This window comes from Blautia sp. MSJ-19 (assembly GCF_018918125.1).
GTDB lineage: Bacteria > Bacillota > Clostridia > Lachnospirales > Lachnospiraceae > Blautia_A.
Window position 1 is genome coordinate 78,557 of the sequence record NZ_JAHLQA010000003.1, and the last position, 18,814, is coordinate 97,370.

At 43.0% G+C, this 18,814-nt stretch carries 15 protein-coding genes; 1 reads left to right on the plus strand and 14 read right to left on the minus strand.

The features are described from left to right. Nucleotides 1–62 precede the first annotated feature (62 nt). The 4 genes from KQI91_RS01110 to KQI91_RS01125 form a co-directional block, all read right to left on the minus strand. Nucleotides 63–692, minus strand: coding sequence for a TetR/AcrR family transcriptional regulator (locus KQI91_RS01110; RefSeq protein ID WP_216391043.1), 630 nt, complete (start codon nucleotides 690–692; stop codon nucleotides 63–65). A gap of 135 nt (nucleotides 693–827) precedes the next feature. Next, on the minus strand, nucleotides 828–3,362 hold the full coding sequence (locus KQI91_RS16225; protein WP_216391044.1) for an ATP-binding protein: 2,535 nt from the start codon (nucleotides 3,360–3,362) through the stop codon (nucleotides 828–830). After that, nucleotides 3,355–4,167 carry a substrate-binding periplasmic protein gene (locus KQI91_RS01120; RefSeq protein WP_216391045.1) on the minus strand — a complete coding sequence of 271 codons (813 nt, stop codon included), beginning with the start codon at nucleotides 4,165–4,167 and terminating at the stop codon, nucleotides 3,355–3,357. Before KQI91_RS01120 ends, KQI91_RS16225 begins: the two co-directional genes overlap by 8 nt. A 54-nt stretch (nucleotides 4,168–4,221) precedes the next feature. After that, on the minus strand, nucleotides 4,222–4,857 hold the full coding sequence (locus tag KQI91_RS01125; protein ID WP_216391046.1) for a Crp/Fnr family transcriptional regulator: 636 nt from the start codon (nucleotides 4,855–4,857) through the stop codon (nucleotides 4,222–4,224). Between the two features lie 179 nt (nucleotides 4,858–5,036). On the opposite strand from KQI91_RS01125, the gene KQI91_RS01130 reads away from it, so the two are divergent. Beyond that, nucleotides 5,037–6,827: a flavin reductase gene (locus KQI91_RS01130; RefSeq protein ID WP_216391047.1), complete on the plus strand. Its 1,791-nt coding sequence runs from the start codon at nucleotides 5,037–5,039 to the stop codon at nucleotides 6,825–6,827. Nucleotides 6,828–6,947: 120 nt separating this feature from the next. Here the strand turns inward: KQI91_RS01130 and KQI91_RS01135 are convergent, their stop codons facing one another. The 10 genes from KQI91_RS01135 to KQI91_RS01180 all read right to left on the minus strand — a co-directional run bounded on the left by KQI91_RS01135 (nucleotide 6,948) and on the right by KQI91_RS01180 (nucleotide 18,791). After that, nucleotides 6,948–7,454 (minus strand): type III toxin-antitoxin system ToxN/AbiQ family toxin, encoded by a 507-nt coding sequence (locus KQI91_RS01135; RefSeq protein ID WP_216391048.1) that lies wholly within the window; start codon nucleotides 7,452–7,454, stop codon nucleotides 6,948–6,950. A gap of 390 nt (nucleotides 7,455–7,844) precedes the next feature. Beyond that, entirely contained in the window at nucleotides 7,845–8,612 is a 768-nt protein-coding gene (gene phnX, locus KQI91_RS01140) for a phosphonoacetaldehyde hydrolase (RefSeq protein WP_216391049.1), read from the minus strand. A 20-nt stretch (nucleotides 8,613–8,632) separates the two neighbouring features. After that, nucleotides 8,633–9,730: a 2-aminoethylphosphonate--pyruvate transaminase gene (locus tag KQI91_RS01145; protein WP_216391050.1), complete on the minus strand. Its 1,098-nt coding sequence runs from the start codon at nucleotides 9,728–9,730 to the stop codon at nucleotides 8,633–8,635. Nucleotides 9,731–9,764: 34 nt separating this feature from the next. Next, the gene (locus KQI91_RS01150) at nucleotides 9,765–12,410 is read right to left on the minus strand and encodes an extracellular solute-binding protein (RefSeq protein ID WP_216391051.1); all 2,646 of its coding nucleotides are present in this window, start codon (nucleotides 12,408–12,410) and stop codon (nucleotides 9,765–9,767) included. Then, nucleotides 12,407–13,156 (minus strand): ABC transporter ATP-binding protein, encoded by a 750-nt coding sequence (locus KQI91_RS01155; RefSeq protein ID WP_216391052.1) that lies wholly within the window; start codon nucleotides 13,154–13,156, stop codon nucleotides 12,407–12,409. The genes KQI91_RS01150 and KQI91_RS01155 overlap by 4 nt, the downstream gene beginning before the upstream one ends. A gap of 241 nt (nucleotides 13,157–13,397) precedes the next feature. Beyond that, on the minus strand, nucleotides 13,398–14,267 hold the full coding sequence (locus KQI91_RS01160; protein ID WP_216391053.1) for a MurR/RpiR family transcriptional regulator: 870 nt from the start codon (nucleotides 14,265–14,267) through the stop codon (nucleotides 13,398–13,400). Between the two features lie 138 nt (nucleotides 14,268–14,405). After that, the gene (locus tag KQI91_RS01165; protein WP_216391054.1) at nucleotides 14,406–15,272 is read right to left on the minus strand and encodes an SIR2 family NAD-dependent protein deacylase; all 867 of its coding nucleotides are present in this window, start codon (nucleotides 15,270–15,272) and stop codon (nucleotides 14,406–14,408) included. A gap of 214 nt (nucleotides 15,273–15,486) precedes the next feature. Further along, nucleotides 15,487–16,449 (minus strand): ABC transporter permease, encoded by a 963-nt coding sequence (locus KQI91_RS01170; RefSeq protein ID WP_216391055.1) that lies wholly within the window; start codon nucleotides 16,447–16,449, stop codon nucleotides 15,487–15,489. Then, the gene (locus KQI91_RS16025; RefSeq protein WP_253288310.1) at nucleotides 16,442–17,890 is read right to left on the minus strand and encodes an ATP-binding cassette domain-containing protein; all 1,449 of its coding nucleotides are present in this window, start codon (nucleotides 17,888–17,890) and stop codon (nucleotides 16,442–16,444) included. Before KQI91_RS16025 ends, KQI91_RS01170 begins: the two co-directional genes overlap by 8 nt. A gap of 94 nt (nucleotides 17,891–17,984) precedes the next feature. Continuing rightward, the gene (locus KQI91_RS01180; RefSeq protein WP_216391056.1) at nucleotides 17,985–18,791 is read right to left on the minus strand and encodes an SH3 domain-containing protein; all 807 of its coding nucleotides are present in this window, start codon (nucleotides 18,789–18,791) and stop codon (nucleotides 17,985–17,987) included. Nucleotides 18,792–18,814 lie beyond the last annotated feature (23 nt).

Below are 18,814 nucleotides of genomic sequence, written 5' to 3' on the forward strand. Positions count from 1 at the left end.
CAATAGTTTTTAGAAAAGACTGTTCTACTCTTGCTGTAAAACAATCTTTTTCTCATATCATTTCAGCTCTGTTTATCAAATTCCATGATTGCATTCCAGCCGCCATAATGATATTTCTCCAGCATCTTTATGTAATCCCTGGCCTTCTCTTTCGGCATTTTGTGGCGTACCACTTCAAAGGCACTCTCAAAGAGAGCAGTCGTCATAATGTGGATGAATTCCTCCGGGATCTCCTGTGCCCCTTCATTCTGAAACCGGATCACCTTCATGAATTTGTAGGTATATTCTGTCTCGATCTCTACCAGCTGTTCTACAAAATTCTGAAATTTTGTTCCGTAAGAGGCATCCAGTAACAGCTGAAATTCCTCGAAATGGTCATATATACAATCCAGCATTCTGTCCATTCCCGCCATAACATATTCATCCATCAGACCTGCCTGTTTTTCCTCATCCACTGCATGAAATGCTTCCTGCGTCCGCAGAAAAATATTCGTAAATTCATCGGCCGCCGGCTGTACGATCGTGCTGAATAAGCCTTCTTTTCCACCGAATCGTGAATAGATTGACCCGGTCGTTGTATCTGCCTTTGCCGCAATCGTCCGAAGAGAGGCATCGGAATAGCCCTTCTCCAGAAATTCTTCTCTGGCACATGCCAGGATTTTCTCTGAAACTCCTTCTATTGGTTTTGTCATCTGCTCCTCCGTAACAGTGTTATGTAACACTGTTATAAATATAATTCTATTTTTATCTGTTGTCAAGTACCGATACCTTTTAGCATTAATAAACCGTTCGAAAAAGCCCTGTCCGGCCTTTCGAACGGTTCTGTTTTACTGTTTTTCCTTATTCAGGCATGCAGCAATTATATCTACCATTTCCTGCGGATCCAGAGGTTTCGCAAGGTGTCCATTCATTCCAGCTTCCCTGCTTCGTTTTCTGTCTTCGTCAAAAGCATTTGCTGTCATGGCAATGATTGGAATCTCCCCTGCATCTGCCCTGTCCATTGCACGTATCTTTCTGCATGCAGAAAGTCCATCCAGTACTGGCATCATGATGTCCATAAGGATCATATCAAAACTGCCTGTCGGTGCATTTTTAAATATCTCAACCGCTTCCTGGCCATTCCATGCCTTCGTGATAACAGTCTCTTTCTCTTCCAGAAGAAACTCTGCGATTTCCATATTCAGTTCATTGTCTTCAACCAGCAGTATCCTTGTCCCGGCAATAGATGTTTCCTGCCCTTCATTCTCCGGCTTCTCTTTTGTTTTCACAGCCTGCGCATCAATCTTAAGCGGAAGGTTGATGGTAAACGTTGTCCCCTTTCCTTCCTCACTGACCACATCAATTTCGCCATTCATCTTCTCGACCAGTTTTTTGACAATAGACAGTCCCAGTCCTGTACCTCCCAGAGTCGTACGTGCTCCGTTTTCTTCCTGGCTGAACGGTTCAAACATATGTGTCTGGAATTCTTTACTCATACCTTTTCCTGTATCTGCACACCGGAACTCAAACAATGCATACTCCTCGCCAGACGATACTTCCCTGCAGCTCAGGCTCAGACTTCCGTTTTCGCGATTGTATTTTACGGAGTTTCCCGCAATATTCAGGAGAATCTGTCTCAGATGAAGCGGACTGCCGATCAGATTCCAGTGCTGCCCCTCTTCCGGATGATACACAAACGTGATTCCGCGTTCTACAGCCTGCACTTCGATCAGTGAGGAAACTTCCCGCAGCATATCCCTCAGATCAAATGATACCTGCTCAAGTTCGATTTCGCCCGATTCCATCTTGCTCATATCCAGCACATCATTAACCAGTTCAAACAAAAACATTGCAGCTCCCCGGATTTTTTCACGGCACTCTTTCTGTTTTTCCATATCCTCCGGATAATAATCTCCAATGTTCAGCATTCCGATCACACCATTGATCGGTGTACGGATGTCATGACTCATCCTTCGAAGGAATTCCGTCTTGGCCGCATTGGCACGTCTTGCCTCCTCTGCCGTCTCCAGTATCTGGTTCTGATATTCCAGTTCTCTTCGTTTCTGCTCATCAATATTCTGAACAACAAAAATTACCGATTCAATGCTTCCATCACTCAACACTCGTTTTGGCAGAACTGTCATCATATGCCATACACCGACTGTATCCTGAAATGTATAGTTCAGAAATTCTTTTCCACACAATCTTTCCGGCAATGTATCCAGATCTGTGACCGCACGCATTCCGGTCTGATAATCTTTACCTATACAATATTCTGTGATCGCATCCGTAATCTGCCGTGCCCCTTTGAAATGACGTGCGATCTTACTGATTTCCTCTGGTGCACGGATGATCTCAAATTTATCTTTTTTCAGATCGATCACATAGTTTGTCACATAGATTCTGCTGATCGCATCAATGATATTGTGCTGATATTCAATATTGGCAAGCTGCCTCTTTTCCAGTTTCTGTCGTATAAAAAGTAATACAAACCAGGCTGCAAGATAAAATGCGGTAACATATGCCATGACCATTCCACGCTCAATGAATATTTCATTTTCCGGAATGAACACATAAATATAATACTCTCCACATATGGCATCTTTTCCATAATATGTTTCTCCGGCGTCTGATATACGCACAAGTCTGTCTGTTTCCGGCTGTTCATGAATCCGCATAATATATGGAATCTCTGTAATTTCTTTTCCCTGCATGGATGGTTCGTTTGAACTGATAACATTTTCTCCATCCGAAAGGATTACCATGCCATTTCGTTCTACTTTGTATCCGGTAAGAATGCTTCTGACATTATACTCATCATCCATGTCCATCTGTGTATATGCTTTGCTATAACAAATAATGATCTCATCCTGCTCCCGTGCCGCCACTGCGGTATAGTAATAGCTTTCTTTCGCCGTAACAATCTGATCCGATACCACCTTCTGTGGATATGTCAGTATCTTCTCCAGCTCCTGTTCCTGAAACGCAGCTTCCCAGATATTTTCATCTATCGTTTCCAGACAATTCTTTTGTTTTACCTTAAGATTCTCATCCAGTATCATAATTCCGGTTATTCTCTGTTCTTCCAGATACTGTTGCAGCTCTCTGTCGCCAAACTTTCCATCTTTATTCAGACACCTTCGGAGTTCCGTTGCTTTTTCTATAAGATCTGTCTGTATCCGCAATCTGCTGCTGGTAAGGATATCCTCATACCGGATACATTGTTCCTTCATATACTCAATAATATCGACCACATCTGCGTTTGCCCGCTTCATTTCAATACCTGACTGTATTTCAAAGAATATTGTCAGAATAATGATTCCAGGAATCAGAAAGAGAAACAGCAATCTGGACGCTTTTGTTTGTTCCTTTTTTTCATTCACGGTCTTCGCCCTCCGCAGTTATCATACCTTTTGCCTGATATTTCTCCAGAATTTTATCTATCGTCCCATCCTGCCTCATTTCCTGAAGCGTTCTATTCAGTTTCTCTGTCAGTTCCGGATCTGTATCCTCTGAAAATGCCACTCCAAGACGTGAAGTCTCTAAACTTTCATCCAGGATTCTCAATTTCCCCGGATGTTTTTTCATATAGCTTTCCATATACATTCTGTCGCCTGTTGCTGCCTCTACATATTTCTGCCGCAATGCAGTCAGACACTCTTTCATATCCTGAAAGCTGTAAACAGCTTCCACCTGAATCTCCGGAAAAAGTTTTTCCTGTAACAAGATACTTTCCGATCTTGTATTGACAAGCGTTGCTATTTTTCTTTCATCCAGATCGTCCAGTTTCATGATCGTACTGTCATCATTTACTACCACAACTTCTTTACTGTACAGATATGGATCTGACCAGAGATATTTGTCTTCTTTTCCATTCATGGAGTATGCATCCCAGATACAGTCGATCACACCTTCATCCAGATAATCATCTTTCTCCGTCCATTTCATCACAAGATGAGTCGGTGAATACCCCATGCGATTAAAAGCCTCTTCTGCCAGATCTGCATCGATTCCTACCAGATTTCCATTTTTATCAAAATAGTTATATGGTTCATATTCATCACAGCCTATTACGATTTCTGTCAATTCTTCATTCTTTTCATCGGACGCTCCCACATTTCGGGTGCTTCCCACCAGCAAAGCAATTCCCAGGCAAAGCAGGCAGAAATCTTTTATATATTTTTTCATACCTTCCCCCATAAAATGTATTATGTCAAGTATACTCCATCGGTTCAGATTATGTCAATTTATACGGATCTGCTTTCCATTTTTCTCTATGATTCCTTCGGCTTCGAGGTTCTTAAGTTCTCTCGTCATGGCACTGCGGTCGACACTTAAATACTGTGCCAGTGCGGTATAGGACATCGGAAGTGTGAGGTCTCTGCTGTGTTTTTCTGCGGAAAGTGTATTGAGATAAGTCATCAGTTTCTTACGTGTGCTGGATCTGGAAAGCATATAGATCCGCTCATTCTGCTGCCGGGACTGGATCGCGGTGAGCTGCAGCAGATTGCTGACCATCTGGCTGTGATGATGGCATGCCTGGTCGCAGCGTTTGATCACATGCTCGTAGTCGATAAACATGATCCTGGTCTCCTGTGCCGCACGGACATAATAATGCTGTGAATCGGTCGGAAGCAAAAACGGCTCGCCAAAAACAGCATCTTTATTGAGTTCGTCGATCATGTACTCATTTCCCTCGGTGTCACAGCAGTAAAGTATCGCCCTGCCATAAAGGATCAGTCCGATCTTTTTCATGGAGTTTGAATATTCCATGATGGTTTCTCCATTTCGGAATGTCATTTCCCTTGCATGAAAACAGACACGCATTCTCTCCTGTTCTTCGGGCAGAATATCTGTAAAAAGTGTGATGTGATCCATATTTTCCCCCTCATCTCTTTCCATTGTTTTCCATTATTATAGCACGATTTTTCTCAATTAAGAGCATTTTTGTGACTTTTGCAACAGAATTCCTCTCGATATTCTGTTATACTTTTAACAAAGTTAAGGATACAAAAACGTTTTACATAAAACTCATAACAAATTGGAGGGTACGAAATATGAAGATTACGGATACTATCAGATACGCAGGTGTAAATGACCATCAGGTTGACCTTTTTGAAGGACAGTATAAGGTTCCGAACGGAATGTCCTACAACTCTTACGTGATCCTGGATGACAAGATCGCGGTTATGGATACCGTAGATGCCAACTTCACACATGAATGGCTGGACAATATCCAGCAGATCCTCGACGGACGCAGACCGGATTACCTGATCGTTCAGCATATGGAGCCGGACCATGCGGCAAACATTGCAAACTTCCTCAAAGTTTATCCGGACACCACGGTTGTTTCCAACAAAAAAGCATTCAACATGATCCAGAACTTCTTTGATCTCGACCTCGAGGGACACAAGATCGAAGTAGAAAACGGCGGTACACTTTCTCTCGGATTCCATCAGCTTACTTTTGTCTTTGCTCCGATGGTGCACTGGCCGGAAGTTATGGTGACTTATGACAGCACAGAAAAGGTTCTGTTTTCCGCAGACGGTTTCGGCAAATTCGGTGCTCTCGATGTAGAGGAGCCGTGGGATGACGAAGCAAGACGCTATTTCATCGGTATCGTAGGAAAATACGGCAAACAGGTTCAGGCGCTTCTCAAGGTTGCCGCAACACTTGACATCCAGAAGATCTGCCCGCTTCATGGCCCTGTACTTACCGAAAATCTTGGTCATTATATCGGACTTTATGACACCTGGTCTTCCTACACACCGGAAACAGACGGAATCGTGATCGCCTACACTTCTGTGTATGGTCACACCAGAGACGCTGTATATCTTCTTGCAGAAAAACTCAAATCCAAAGGATGTCCGCGGGTTCTTGTCTATGACCTTGCAAGAGATGATATGTCTCAGGCTCTCAGCGACGCTTTCCGTTATTCCAAACTGGTCCTTGCAACCACCACTTACAATGCAAGTATCTATCCGTTCATGAATGACTTTATCACCAGACTGGTAGAGCATAATTTCCAGAACCGCACGGTAGGAATCATCGAAAACGGTTCCTGGGCTCCTCTGGCAGCCAAAGTGATGAAAGAAATGATGGCTCCGTGCAAAAAGATCGACTGGTTAAAGAACAACGTCCACATCTGGTCCGCTGTGAAAGAAGAAAACCGAAAAGAGATCGAGGCAATGACTGATGAACTCTGCAAAGAATATATCGCCAAAAATGATACTCTTGCAAATAAGAATGATATGTCCGCACTTTTCCGTATCGGATATGGTCTCTATGTTGTGACCTCCAACGATGGAAAACGTGACAACGGACTGATCGTAAATACCGTTACTCAGCTGACCGATAATCCGTACCGTGTAGCAGTCAACATCAACAAGGCCAACTACTCTCACCATGTGATCCAGCAGACTGGTGTCCTGAATGTAAACTGCCTGTCCGTTGAAGCACCATTCTCTGTTTTTGAAAGATTCGGTTTCCAGTCCGGCAGAACTGCTGACAAATTCGCAGGCCAGAAAGTCAACCGTTCCGGCAACGGACTTGTATTCCTGGACAAATACATCAACGCATTCATGTCCCTCAAGGTAGAGCAGTATGTTGACCTCGGAACCCACGGCATGTTTATCTGCAGTGTCACCGAAGCCCGCGTCATGAGCGACCAGGAGACCATGACCTACACCTACTACCAGAACAACGTCAAACCGAAACCACAGACCGAAGGAAAGAAAGGCTTTGTCTGCAAAGTCTGCGGCTACATCTACGAAGGCGACGAACTCCCAGAAGACATCATCTGCCCGCTGTGCAAACACGGCGCCGTAGATTTCGAGCCGATCCAGTAAATGCCCCCGCGCCAGATCATCGCGATCTGCCAAATCATTCAATCCATAAATAAAACCGCTGCCAGAAACAGATAGGATCATCTGCCTGGCGGCGGTTCTGATTTTATTTTCTAATTCTCGCTACCTGATTTCAAACTGATCTAAAGCATTTTCCAATTTTTTAAAATCACAACATGTCTTTTTCAAAAAATTAAAATTATGTGATTCTATATCATATCTCTGTTTAAAGATATTTTCTGCTTTTTTCTTAATAGTCTCCCAGTTCTTTCTTAAATATCGAATCTCATTAGATTCATATGTATCCGTTTCCGGATCAATTTCCAATGCCGTAATAATCTGTTCATTAACCGGAATCATATTATTATAAAGAAGGTTTGAAATTTCTTTTCCAGAAGTCTCTGTCACAAATGTGGTTATAAGAGAGCTTCTCTTATTTTTCCCTGCACTTTTCCTTTCTTCTGTTGTCTGAGATGTAAGCGGAATAATATATTTCCTGCCTCCTACCATTGTAACAATTCCTGCAAATGGTCTGTTATTAAATTTGACACTTACTCTATAATCTTCTTTATGTAGATATTTTAAATACTCTTTGTCTACATAATAAAGAATCGGACTTTCATTTTCCATATTTCTCCTTCGAAAAAAGCTGCTTGCATTAAACAAACAGCTTTCCGTCCACTAAAGCAGGACCTCTCTCATTTTGAATCGTCCACTGTAGCAGGACCTCTCTCATTTTGAATCGTCCACTAAAGCAGGACCTCTCTCAAAACAAGTTTCCTTGTTTATTTACATTATATGTTGTATCTCAAAAATCAATACAACTTCAAAAAAGTGTATTCAACATACTTACTCTTTTTCTGTTCTTTAATTTTACTCTAGCGGTGTGCTGATGTCAACAATATTTCTACGAACTCTTATACAAATTTAGGAATATTTATTCTACCCACATTCTACTCTTTCTACTCATTCTAATCAAGTTTTGAATAGAATAGGTAGAATAAGGAGATTTTATGGATTTTACAATAAATTTATCAGTTCCTTCATATTCAGGATCACTTCATCTGCGCCTGCTTCGATGAATTTTTCTTTTACTGCCTGGATCTTTGCCTGTTTTTCGTCGGCATTTAATGCTTCGTACTCTTCCTGGGTGAGACCCATTTCGGAGCTTCCTTCGATCACGCCTACGGTATAAACACCGGCATTTTTGCCTTCTTTGATGTCTGATACGGTGTCACCGACTTTCATCACTTCTCTGACATCCTGGATCTTTAATGCTTCCATATTTCTGAAGATCATATATGGGTACGGACGTCCCACATTTCCTGTGGAGTCCGGGCTGAACCATGCGTCCGGCTCGTATCCGTTTTCTTTTGCTTTGGCGGTCACGATCGCCATCATCTTGTCGGTATAACCGGTTGTGGAACCGATCTTGATATCTTTCTTTCTCAGTTCCTCTATCGTTTCCAGAACATATGGCTTTACTTCTGCAAACTGGTCAAGAATGCTCAGAAGCTTTTCCTCAAACAGTGAGTAAAGTTTTTCTACGTCATCTTCTGTCCAGTCAGCTCCGTATTTTTCTTTCCAGAGGCCGGAGATTCTCTCCATCTGGAGCATGGTGCGGATGTGGTCACGCTTCAGCATTCCCATCGGTTTTCTTACTTCTTCCATGGTCGGCTCGATCCCGAAATGACGGAACACTTCTACAAATGCCTGCACCGGTGCGAAGCATCCATAGTCTACCGTTGTGCCTGCCCAGTCAAAAATTACTGCTTTATATGTACTCATTTGCTCTTCCTCGCTTGCTCTTATTTGTTGTTCTGTTCCAGAAATTCTCTGATAAGTTCTGAAACTTTCAGGATATCTTCTTTATAAATCTCTCCGATGTTTCCGATACGGAAAGTGTCTGCCTCTGTTACTTTTCCAGGGTAGATCGCATAGCCGCGTTCTTTGATATACTGATACATATCTGCAAAAGAGAAGCTTGCATTTTCCGGATAGAAGAAGGTCGTGATGATCGGTCCCTGATGCTCTTCATCAATGTATGGACGGATGCCAAGTTCCTTCATTTTCTCGATCAGAAGACGGTTATTTTCCACATATCTCTGATGTCTTGCAGGGATTCCTCCCTCTGCTTCCATCTCCTTTAATGCCTGAGAAAATGCAAGAACCACATGTGTCGGGGAAGTAAATCTCCATTTACCGTCCTTGTTCATGGTCTCCCACTGATCATAGAGATCAAGAGAAAGGCTTCTTGCTTTGCCTTTGGACTCGATCAGTTTCTGTTTGTTTGCAATGATAAAGGAAAATCCCGGCACACCCTGGATGCATTTGTTTGCACTGCTGATGATAAAATCGATTCCCCATTCTCCAACTGGAATATCCACACCGCCGAAACTGCTCATTGCATCTACGATCATGGTACGTCCATTTTCTTTGACTACTTTTGCAACAGACTCAATGTCGTTCAGGATTCCGGAGGTTGTCTCACTGTGGACCATGGATACATGTGTGATGGCAGGATCGTTCTTCAGGATCTCATTTACCTTTCCTGCATCCGGCACTCTGTCGTATTTTTCATGGTAAATTGTATAGTCGATCCCGGCATGTTTTACGATATCTTCCATACGTTCTCCGTATGCTCCGTTTGCACAGATCAGGAGTTTTTCGTCTGCTCCGATCACGCTGGTAAGTACGGATTCCACACCAAAAGTACCGCTTCCCTGCATCAGAATTGCAGTGTAATCATCCTCAGATACATGTGCAAGTTCCAGCAGTTTTTTTCTGATCTCCTGGGTGATGACTTTGTAATCATCATCCCAGGTGCAGTGGTCAAACAGCATTTCTTTCTTTACCGTATCGGTAGTTGTCAGTGGTCCAGGTGTCAGTAATTTATAATTTTTCATGATGTTTTTTCCTCTTTTCAGTTATTTTAAAAGTTTATTCCGGTTTGCATTCTTCAGATAATTCCTGATGTTTTTTGAGAAGGTCTACGGTCAGTTTTTCCGGGAAAGTTTTTGGATTTCCGGACTTCTCAGACTCATCTACAGTCTCTCCCTCATACAGCGGGATCGGGTAAGTATCAAGCAGTGCTGCTCTTCCGTTTTTGATGATACACTCTGCCATTTCCATTGCTTTTGGATTGCTCTTGTCCCCTTTGTCTACAACTGCTGCGGATTCTGTCAGTGTGAAATTTCCTTCCTCCGGATCTACATAATCGATTGGAAGTCCGGATTCTTTGTCTGCAACTGCCTGCTGTCTTAAACCAAAACCAACAGCAGCTTCACCTGCACGGACAAGTTTCAGAGGACCGGAACCGGACTCTTCGATATGGTCTCCTGCATTCACATAAATGTCTTTGAGAACATCCTTTGCACCGTCCTCTCCGTACTCAGAGATCAGTCCCTGGAGCAGAAGCCATGCGGTAGAAGAAGATGCGATATCTGTCACTGCGATCTGTCCTTTGTACTCTTCTTTTGCAAGGTCTTTGAGGGATGTCGGCATATCCAGTTTGTTCTTGTCCATCAGTTCTGTATTCACGATGATCGTACCTTCCTGTGCTGTGATCGGCGCACAGTATGCCGGGAATTCATCCAGTGTATTTACATCAAAAGTCAGATCCTTGAACATCTGCTTTTCATCCTGGGCACTCTCTACATAGAAGGTACTCATGGTCACGAGATCCGCCTCGATATCTTTTCCTTCTGCAAGAAGTTTGCCTCCAAGTTCTGAGGTTCCGAATGTCTGGAAAATGTACTGGCCTTTGTATCCGTTATCATCCAGTGCAGCTTTCATAGCCTCAACAGCTTCATCATCTGCATTGGAATAGATGACAACCTGGCTGTCGCTGGAATCTTTCTGTCCACAGCCTGTAGCCATAAATGCGGAAAGTCCCAGAATACCTGCAATTCCTGCACATGCTGCACGTTTTAAACCTCTTGCTTTTTTCATTTTTTTCTCCTTTTCCGTTGTCTTCTTTCTGTTTGCGAGATGCTGAAAAACTGCTTTTGCCAGCAGATTTGTGCCGAGCATCAGTAAAGAAAGGACAAAAACTTCGTTGAATTTATTGTAATACTGTAATTCCTTGATCTTGGTGGTGATGACCATGGTCCTCGCACCGGCGATAAAGATCACCGCACTGACTGTCACCATCGCATTGATAAAGTAATAACTGAACACCTCAATGATCGTAGACAACGCATTCGGCGTTACGATCCGGATGATCGTTCTGATCCAGTTATCTCCCATCAGCATTGCTGTTGTCTCCCAGGATGCGTTCATCTTGGAAAGGGAACTCTTCATCATCAGATATGGTGTAGAGAAGAAATGGATCACATTACAGACGATCAGGATGGTAAATGTGCTCTGGATACTTGTTCCTGAAAAACAGAACAGAAACGCAAGTCCGAGTACCATTCCAGGTATTGTATTTGTGATAAGGGCAATGCCTTCGATGATCTGTTTACACCTGTCACTGATCCTGCTTCTGGCAGTGACGATCGCACCGCCATAAGCAACCAGAGTTCCGACTGCTGCGGTTGCAAATGCGACCCACAAAGAGTTTTTGTAAACTCCCAGGAGACTTTCATCGTTAAAAACTGCCTTGAAATGATCCAGTGAAAATCCAATATTGTACGGCCAGTCCTGTACGAACGGGATCACAAAGATCACCGCAAAAATGGATAAAACACTGATGCAGATCAGAATGCTGAATGCCCCGAAAATGCCATCGCGGAGACGGTTTTTACGCAGTTCTGTTGAGGATATTTTGTTGTATCGAATGTTGTATCTTTCCAGATAATGCAGGATGATAATGCTGACTACTGACGGCAGAAGCATGACCATCGCTACCACACTTCCTCTGTTAAAATCAGGTACGCTTCCGAGCATCTGTGTATACAGAACACTGGCGATCACTTCGTACTTTCCACCTACAGAAGCAGGGATTCCGAAGTCTGTGAAACAGAGGAAAAAGCTCTGGATAAAGGACGCTGCGAGTGTTCCCATTAACGGTCTTACAACGGTCATACGGAAGGTTGAAAGGACACTGTCTCCCATCAGTCTGGATACGACCATAAACTTTTTATCTACATATCCCATCGTATTATTGATGAGCATAAAAGAGATCGGAAGCGTGTAGATCACATAGCCGATCAGCAGTCCGTGGAAGCCATATATCTCAAAAAACTGATGTCCAAACATTCTGGTAAGCAGCCCCTGTTTTCCAAAAGAATAGATCAGTGCAAAGCCATAAGTCAGTGTCGGGAGCAGCATAGGAAGCCCTGCAACTATATGGATAAATTTCTTTACGCCTTCCGGTACATTGCTGTAATGGATGGTATATGCCATAAAAAAGGCCAGGATCGTCGTGATCAGTGCACTTGCACCTGCCACCTGAAAGCTGTTCCGAAGGGCTTTCAGGAAGCCTTTTCCCTTAAGTACTGAGCTGTAAAATCCAAGGGTGACTCCGTTAGTTCCTATGAACGATTTGAGTAATAACCGGATCACCGGCAGGATCAGAAATCCTGCAAATATCAGTACGATCAGCGTAAAAATAACCTTTATTTCTTTATTTTTTATCTTCATACTGCCACCTGGAACAGAGAATAAATATTGTTCTTTTTGATCTCAAGCTGTCGCAGAATGAAGGCTTTTACGAAATCATTTTCCGGTGTTTTTACGATTTCTTCCGGCTTTCCGTACTGTGAGATCCCGCCTTTGTTGATGATCATCACATGGTCGGAAAGTGTCAGTGCTTCTTCCGGATCATGGGTTACAATGATTGTTGTTAAATGGAATTCTTTTGCGATTGTTTTGATTTTTTCTTTGATAGATTCTTTGATCACACCGTCCAGCGCGCTCAGCGGCTCGTCCAGAAGCAGAATCTTTGGCTTCATAACAAGGGTTCTTGCCAGTGCCACTCTCTGCTTCTGACCGCCGGATAACTGGTCGATGCGTTTGTTCAGATGTTCGCGAAGTCCGAGTAATTCGATCAGCTCCTCGACTTCTTCCTTTGTAGAAATGTTCGGATCATTTCTTAATCCGTAGGTGATATTCTTGTATACATTGAGGTTTGGGAACAGTGCATAATCCTGAAATACAATATTGAATCCTCTCTTTTCCATAGGAGTGTCTGTGATATCTTCCCCGTCAAAAAGGATCCTGCCCTGGTCCGCATCTGTCAGTCCGAGGATCAGATTCAGCAGAGTTGTTTTTCCACATCCTGATGGTCCTAATATAGAAACGATCTCTCCATCTTCGATCTCAAGATTGATATCATTCAGGATCGTTGTTCCGTCGTAGCTTTTCTTTATATGTTCCAGTTTTAACATCTTCATTTTCCTTTCCGGTTGATTTCCTGTATCAAACTACGTCCCAAAGTGTAACATTCCACCATACCCGAAACAATCAACACAACTTTAGATGTATGTTATGAAAATGTAAATAAAGCACACAAAAAAAGAAGAAGCTCTCTGTAGTTTTTCTACAGACAGATTCCCCCATCTTCTCTCTTCTTTACCTTTTCCAGCTTTTCTGTACTGATTATCGGACTTTTATGATAATATTCTCTTGTTACTGATAGGCTTTATCGCTAATAATTCTGCTGTTTTTATCCAGCTGCTCTGTACGATGATCATAGTTATATGCAATTAATCCCATATAAATCATATCATTTAGTACAATTTGAGTCGTTCTTGAAAAAATGCAATCTCCATAAAGCCATTGTTCCTGTGAACAGCACAGCACTATATCGCTCCACTGACTGATCCGTGCCTCTTTGAAATTTGTAATCGCAATTGTCTGTGCACCCGCTTTTTTAGCAGTTTTCATAACATCCACTGTATCCTTCGACTGTCCGGAATAAGAAATTCCAATCACCACATCCTGTTCTGTCAGTGCCGCTGCCGCGATTTTCTGAATGTAATAATCTTCATCGTAACGACAGTCAAAACCGAGATACAGAAGTTTTGTCATTAAATCTTTTGCCACAGCAGACGAATTTTCCACACAGCACAGCAAAATTCTCTTCGCATCAGAAAGCATATGAACCGTCTTTTCAAACTCCTCACCAGAGATGCTTTTCAACATATCTTCCAGTGTTCTGACCGATGTAGACACAACTTTTGCAGGTATCAGTTTTAACTGTTCCTCCGGGCCCAGATGATATCCATACATTGGCTGCTGCTCTCCTGAACGCATTTCCGTCAGTGCATTTTCCATCAGTTTATAACGAAACTCCTTAAAGCCACGAAATCCAAGTGCTTTAACGAATCGAATCACTGTCGGCTGACTCACTCCACTCTGTTCCGCAAGTGCTTCCAGTGATATTTTCCTGCAAACAGCCTCATGATCCAGGACGTAATCGGCTACTTTCTGTTCTGACTTTCGAAGAGATGCGTAACATCTCCGTATCTGATATGACATATTCTCATTTGTCTGCATATACTATTCCTCTGCTTTTCTGCTGATTCTATGGTTTGTAACTTTTCTACAAAAGCTCCGTTCTTCCATGTAATTAAACTACAATTTTCTTTATTTCTATTCTACATGAAAACGACAATATGCAGTGTAAAACCTTTGTTAAATTCTCTCCAGTGCTTCTCCTATATCAGAATTGATGCAGATTGCCTGGCTTCGGATCTCATTTGGGCATTCTGCCTGACCGTAGTTGAGGCAGGCATAAGTACTTCTGTAGTTTTTCAATGTCATCTGCCAGAACGGGTATTTAATAATCCCTGGTGTGTTGTACCCGACCCCTAATTCCAGATAAAGTGTCTTTAATCCGTCACGTGTGCGAAGAAAATTCTCATACCGCTCTGCTGCCCGGTGCCAGCCTTCATCCTGCACAAAGGTATCGTCTGCCCTCAGATTCATCGTCATCGGCTTTCCGCAATGCGGGCAGTGTGGGATAAGCTCTGTTGGAATTCGCATGTCTTTTTGCTGCTGTAGCATCTCACTGATGATCTCTTCATTATCATAAGTTTCCTGACAACATGGTTCGCTGCACTGAAAAAGCCCATAGTCCCCCTGTGTATAAAACAATCTTTTCTTATCAAATCCTGCCTTCTGGAAACAGTGATCCACATTCGTTGTGATCACAAAATAGTCCTTGTCACGCACCAGTTCCAACAGCTTTTCATACACCGATTTCGGTGCATCCATATAACGGTTGATATAAATATAACGGCTCCAGTACGCCCAGTATTCTTCCAGCGTGTCATATGGAAAAAAGCCGCCGGAATACATATCCGCGAAACCATATTTCGCCGCAAAATCCGCAAAATGCGCCCGGAATCTTTCTCCTGCATACGTAAATCCTGCCGATGTTGAAAGTCCCGCACCCGCACCGATCACAATTACATCCGCTTCCTCAAGTGTTTCCCGAAGCCGTTTAATCTCTTTTGTATCTTTATCTTCTGTAAATCTGCCTGTTATTTTTGAAAACATGTCCGTCGCCTCTCTTAATTATTGGAACATGACAAAATCATTTTCTGCCACAACTTTCTGTAAAATAAAAACAGCCTGTATCATCAGACTGTTTTTACTGTTTCTATTTTCTTTATTCTACTCTATCATGTCCGTTTATGAAAGTACGCACATATTTGTGGGATAGTTACCTGGAAGTAACCCTGAAGCAAACCAGTTTTCCACTCCATCGCTTTTACCGCTTATCTTTATCCACAAATTCCAGTGCCAGTACGCCAATTCCTGCATATGCAACCGCAAAAACAAACAGCAGTGCCCATTCGCGGAGGACATTTGCCCGCTCTGTCTCATATTCTTCTACCTGAAGGCTCTCCTGCATAGTCTGTGCAAGATTCTCATAAATTTCATCTTCCAGATCTTTCACCATTGCAGGATCGATCTTATTTCCCAGATCCTCCAGTTCTTTGACATACTCGCTCTTCTTCAGAAGCTTCCAGCTCTTCTTGAATACTGTCGTCGGAAGATTATTATAATTGCTCTCTGTGCAGACTGCATAGATTCCCCATTTGCTGATAGATGCATTGGAGATCGTTTCTGGAAATCCATGAAGTGGAAAAGCGACTCCTGCAAATACCAACTGTACGATCAGAAGAAATGGCATCACGGTCATCGCCGTTGTCGTTGTATGCACAAGGCAGGAAACCATCAGTGCCATCATATCTGCCGCAAACGTGATCAGAAACAGGGTGATAAAAATATCCGCCAGAAAACTTCCTGTAACAACACCTTCTGTCGGAAATTTTACTTTCATCAGCCAGTAAACGACCAGAGAGATGGCAACCTGTAATGCACAGATAATCGCCTGATAGATCACATGTGCAGACAAATAGGAAAAAATACTCATACCAGAACGATGCTCACGCTTAATAACAGAACGCTCCCTGCACACAACCTGAATGGAATTGAAAAATCCATTCCAGATGCAGACACATACAAATGCCAGTGCTCCAACCTTTGTACCTTCCATATTTACAAACATGTTCTTGCCAACTACATAGGACACCATCGCCGCAATAATTGAAGCCATCGGAAGTACTTTCCAGTCTTTTTCATAAATAAAGATTCGAAAAAGTTTACCCAGATATACCTTGGTCTGCTCCAGACGTCCGGCATATCGTTCTTCTTTTGATTTAAACATGTGCAGTCTCCTCCGGATTGATCATCTTGAATTTCTCTATAAATTCATCTGCACGGCCCTCGCCGCCTTCATTCACACCATTCACCGCAAGAACGATTTCTTCCATCGTCTCCTTGCCAAAGAATTCCCGGGCTTCCGAAATGCCACCATAGAATGCCAGATGACCGATATGGTCCTTCGTTCCCTTGGCAAGTACGATTACCTTGTCAAACAGGTCGATCACACGATCCGGTGTATGTGTGATGACCAGAACGATCTTGTCCTGATCCGCAATCTTACGCAGATGCTCCATGAGATCTTTTGCCATGACTCCATCCAGTCCGGAATCCGGCTCATCCAGGAAGAACAACTTCGGATCTGAGATAAACTCTACACAGATAGAAAGGCGCTTACGCTGACCTCCGGAAAGCTTCCGTACAAGTTCATTTTTCTGCACACTGAGACCAAACATTTCCAGTACTCTGTCTGCACGTTCGCTTCGTTCTTTTTCTGTATATTTCTTGGAAAGACGCATCTCGGCTGCATTCAGTAAAGTATTTCTTACCGTGTCGTCATCGCGAAGAAGATCCTGCTGCGGAACAAACCCAATCGAATGCTTCAGTTTGCCATAATTCTCATAGACATCTACGCCATCCTGAAGGATCTGTGCTTTTGCCTTTTCATAACCGGTTACGGCATTGACAAACGTAGTCTTACCGGCGCCGGAACCGCCAAGGATCAGAACCATATTGCCCGGTTCAATCGTCAGATTAATGTCCTGCAGAAGAATGTGCTTCTTGAAAAAACTTTTTACGGAACGTTCTTCGATATGTATAGAAAGATTATTTCCACGAAAGATGGTATGGCTGTAATACAATTGCTGTGTGCCAAAGAAAAACAGTGTATTGCCGGCACGGATCACATCCATCGGTTTCAGTTCACAGGATTCTTCCACACGTTCCCCGTTCACAAAGATTCCTCTGTCTGTATGGACATCACTTAGACTCCATGTATTTCCTGTCAATCGGATCTCTGCCTCATGTGCTTCGATTCCATCATCCTGCACATCTGTATCTGCCTCTGTCAGTTCATCAGACACATGTCGGATATGTATCACCGGAAAAGAATCTGCAAGCGGAAGAATCTTCCACTGCATGTCGGATGCCCTGGTTCTTTCCAGAACAAGATCTGTGGTCACTTCATTTCGAAACTGGAGAATATCTCTGTCCTGTACACGGAAAATGGAATTGCTTTCTGTATACAGGGTCCCATTGATCCAGATTTCTTCTTTGAATGCGGAAGCATCCACCTTCCAGCCTTCTTCATCGACTGACACAACCACAGATTCATTTCCCACCGGAATCTGTTTTTCAGATTCAATGATCAATTCTTCCAGTTTCTCATCAGCAGTAAATACGATTGCTCTCGCAGTCTTTTTCACATTTTCCTTCTTGTCATCCATCTTTTGTCCTCCATTGGTGCTGTGTATTTTCAAAAAAGAAAGCTGCCACATACGGACTTTTGTCATGCGGCAGCTTAACTCTCATATACGATTCTTACTGGTCTACAACAGCCATGTACTCGTCACTTACATATCCGATTCTACCATCCGGAAGAGAGAAACGCAACCAGCCGTTTTCATCTGCGCTGATTTTTTCTTTATCTCCATGATTCAGAGTACCGATAATCTGACCATTACTGCTGGCTGAGGCACGTACGTTCAGCGCTTTCGCTGTGCATGCCATTGTCTGCGGAAGTTCCGGTGTCAGATAATCGTCACAGATATAAACTGTTTCACCATTGTATTTGCATTCATACCATTCTGTATTTAACACATTTCCTGTTACATGAACTTCTGTTCCGTTTTTGAGAGAAGTTACCAGTGCTCCTGATGCAGATGGAGATTTACGCACATTCACCGCTGATGCAGCAGTAACTGTCATTTTCATATCAAGGGAGCGAACATTGTATGACTGCTGTGAGCTGCTCGGTGCAGAATAATCGCTTGCAGGGGTCATATAGCTTGCATAAACATAACCGGAAACATTACCGGAAATCTTGTACCACATACAGTCAGAGCATTCGCCGACAACATAATATTTCTGACCTGGTGTAACACTTCCAAGAATCTCGCCAAATGGGGATCGTCTGATCATTGCCTGTGCAGTCGCCACATAATAGTCATTTACAGAAATCAGATCAGATTCATCATAGTAAGAATAAGAACTCTGATGATTATAAGCATTGTAGTCAGACTGTGTAACTGCCTCTTCAATATCGGCCGGCATAGCGAATACAGCGGTCTGTGCTGCCATTGTAAGCATTGCTGCGGTTATAAGTCCTGTAGCGATTTTTTTCTTCATATGTTTTCCTCCATGCTCTCCGC